The sequence below is a fragment of the Roseibium sp. RKSG952 genome (genome assembly GCF_009711355.1).
The window spans coordinates 1-2,606 of sequence record NZ_SMMF01000620.1 but is presented as its reverse complement, the minus strand read 5'-3'; the positions used below and the strand labels follow the sequence as shown (position 1 = coordinate 2,606).

4 protein-coding genes are annotated in these 2,606 nt (G+C 57.1%); 1 reads left to right on the top strand and 3 read right to left on the bottom strand.

The window, feature by feature from the left end; translation table 11 throughout:
* Positions 1 to 51 precede the first annotated feature (51 nt).
* From E1297_RS02880 to E1297_RS02870, 3 genes are read right to left on the bottom strand one after another with little or no spacing between them, the layout of a single operon-like run.
* Positions 52 to 537, bottom strand: a complete 486-nt coding sequence (locus E1297_RS02880) for a hypothetical protein (protein WP_155133678.1) — start codon at positions 535 to 537, stop codon at positions 52 to 54.
* 60 nt (positions 538 to 597) lie between these two features.
* A complete protein-coding gene (locus E1297_RS02875) occupies positions 598 to 1,251 on the bottom strand; it encodes a hypothetical protein (protein WP_155133675.1) in 654 nt (217 codons plus the stop codon).
* Complete coding sequence (locus E1297_RS02870) at positions 1,248 to 1,607, bottom strand: thermonuclease family protein (protein WP_155133672.1); 360 nt, start codon at positions 1,605 to 1,607, stop codon at positions 1,248 to 1,250. The genes E1297_RS02875 and E1297_RS02870 overlap by 4 nt, the downstream gene beginning before the upstream one ends.
* A 501-nt stretch (positions 1,608 to 2,108) precedes the next feature.
* Here E1297_RS02870 and E1297_RS02865 point away from each other — a divergent pair.
* The gene (locus E1297_RS02865) at positions 2,109 to 2,519 is read left to right on the top strand and encodes an Hsp20 family protein (RefSeq protein ID WP_155133669.1); all 411 of its coding nucleotides are present in this window, start codon (positions 2,109 to 2,111) and stop codon (positions 2,517 to 2,519) included.
* Positions 2,520 to 2,606 lie beyond the last annotated feature (87 nt).

Below are 2,606 nucleotides of genomic sequence, written 5' to 3'. Positions count from 1 at the left end.
CCCTGAAGGAAGGGGTTTGTCGCGCTTCTGAATCATGTCTGGGTTCCACTCTCATTTCGTCACATTAGGTTGATTTTGCGATAGAAGTTCGGTTGCTGCACGGAAAACGTCGGACGAATGTTTAAAGGATCTGGTGAACCGACCGTCCTCAGTCTTCGGGTCGTATTCAAAGAAATTCCATCTCACCCATCCGAGCAGAGCCTCGTAAGCAGTCTCTTCACTCCACTCGGGCTCATAGTATCCCGATACCTCTCCGACCATGGGCGTACCTTTGATCGGGTGCTGAGACAGGTAGCATTTCACGTAGGGCTGGCTTGTCCCCTGCCGGCACTTTGGCGTGATGGTCGCAACGTGTAGCTGGGGGTTGATTACATCCGCATGCGAAGCGCCGTAGCGCTCCAGCCGTGTCATGTCCCGAATAATCAGTCCGTGATAGTTCTCATCTTTTTCTGCGGGAAAGATCGTTCTTTTTTCGCCAATCTGGTGGAGCAGTGGGACTGCACGCTTGGACAACTTTTTGAGTGTCCTTAGGTTCATCCGAGCACCTCCATTTGCCTCTGGGTTGACCGGCCATCGTCCTTGGGTTCACTCATGCGGTCAACTCGCCAGTTCGATGGTTTCGCAGGGGGAAATGAGGATTTCGGGGTTCGATTTGATCCGCTCGACCAGGCTCCAAGCCTCACGCTGGCCCGCCAAGCGAAGATTGAGACTTCCCGTATTCGCGTAGCCGAGAGCGTTCTTCAATCGGAGAACGAGTAATTCGGTAGCGTTGAGCGCGGAGATCTGCTTGTCAATCTTGGTGGTGTGCGCATCGCGGAACGCGTCCGTGATGCGTTCGAGCTGTCCGAGTTTCATGCGCGTGACGAATTCCAAGACCCTGCCGGCTGCGGACGTCTCGTCGTCCGTCAGATCAAGTGTCTCGCCCGTCTCCACGGCGACGGCAATGCGTCCCTGAAGGGCGGCGGCGCGGCTCAGAAGCGGGGGAGTGAGGTCGTCCTCTTTGGCGAAGGACGCAATCATAAAGAAGGTGGTTTCGAGTTCATGGGAGAAGCGCTCGCGGTCCTCATGCGTTACGAGAGCGGGTTTGCTGTTGACCATGCCTCTGTGCGGACCGCGCCAATCGCCGACGATCTTGCGGAGGTCGCCCTGATCCAGGAGAACCTCAAAGGCACCCTTGTCGCCGGAGAGAATTCCCTCGCAGGTGATCGCCGCGTTCATGAGAGTTTCGAAATATCCTTCGGTTACGATCATTTGCACCACTCCGCCTTGCGGCCCTTCCAGACTTGCATGAGACCTTCGCTCAGAAGTGTCTCCGCGACGTTCTTGTCGTTGACGTGGACATGAGCGAGCGTTCTGCCGAAGCGGTCGAGGCCATGGCGGTCGATCACCACCCGACCTCGAACGATCAGGTCCGCCAGCCGCGCCGTCGAACGGCGAGCGAGGCGGCTTTCGGCAGCGCATTCCCCGTTGGTCTCGGGTGCGTCGTACCCGATGATGCGAATGCGCTCGTCGCTGATGCGCAGGGTGTCGCCGTCAATGACCTTGACCGTCATCGGAGAGCAGACTAGCGCTACCGTGCAGACAACGGCGCTAACGAAAGTAGCCATTCATTGAATCCTTTATTGCCGCACTTTGAGTGGCACGCGACGGAACAAATGTCAACATATCAGATGATTCTACGAAGGACTGGATGGGCGACGAGCGGGAACTCGTCCGACCTGCCGCCTCGGAAGTGTTGGCGCGAGTATTCCGGAAGGATATGGAGGCACGGAAAGCGTTCATCTCAAGTTCCCGACGGTGCCGCGTCTCATGGGCTGCGGTCAAATAGATGTCGCGCGCCGGGAAGCTTAACCGAACGAGACGCGATCTAAGGACCATCCCCTCCGCGCCAGAGAGGAACCGCGAGGATCTCGAGAGGCCGATTAGGCGATTGATCGGAGGCTGAGTTCAGGGGTAGTTATCGGTCCACATATTTTTCGCTGCGGGATATTGAACTCAAAGGATTCAATCATCAGCTTAAGGGTGCGGGTGCTCAGACGAGGCCTGTCGCGGCGGCGGATGACCGGGTCGCGTAATCGAAACCTTGTCGCTTCCAAGGAGGACAACACATGAACAACCGTTTTCTCGACAGTCTCATTGGCCACACCATTGGCTTCGACAATCTGTTGAACGCCGCACAGGATTTGGCTTCCCCTACTTTTCCTCCCCACAATCTCGAGCGCATCGGTGAAAACGTATTTTTGCTCACCATGGCAGTCGCGGGCTATCGCCATGAGGATCTCACCATCGATCTCGAGGACCGCGTGCTCGTGATTTCGGGCAAGCCTACGGACGACGGAAAGGAAGAAAAGAGCTTTCTGTACAAGGGCATCTCATCCCGCAGCTTCCGGAAGGCCTTCCAGCTCGGCTCCGAGGTGCACGTCGAGGGGGCTTCTCTTGCCGACGGACTCCTGAAGGTCGAACTCAAGCGGATCGTCCCGGACGAAAAGAAGCCCCGCAAGATCGATATCGCGGCCTGACGGCTCGGTCAGGGATTCGAAGCCCGCGCTAGTCGCGGGCTTTTTCTCGTCCTGATTTCTGATCCAGAAGCGCGGCAAACCCCTTCC

What these genes read in the sequence shown, in the direction of transcription:
- E1297_RS02865 (WP_155133669.1), top strand. Translation starts at nt 2,109, where the DNA reads ATGAACAACCGTTTTCTCGACAGTCTCATTGGCCACACCATTGGCTTC.
- E1297_RS02875 (WP_155133675.1), bottom strand. Translation starts at nt 1,251, where the DNA reads ATGATCGTAACCGAAGGATATTTCGAAACTCTCATGAACGCGGCGATC.
- E1297_RS02870 (WP_155133672.1), bottom strand. Translation starts at nt 1,607, where the DNA reads ATGGCTACTTTCGTTAGCGCCGTTGTCTGCACGGTAGCGCTAGTCTGC.
- E1297_RS02880 (WP_155133678.1), bottom strand. Translation starts at nt 537, where the DNA reads ATGAACCTAAGGACACTCAAAAAGTTGTCCAAGCGTGCAGTCCCACTG.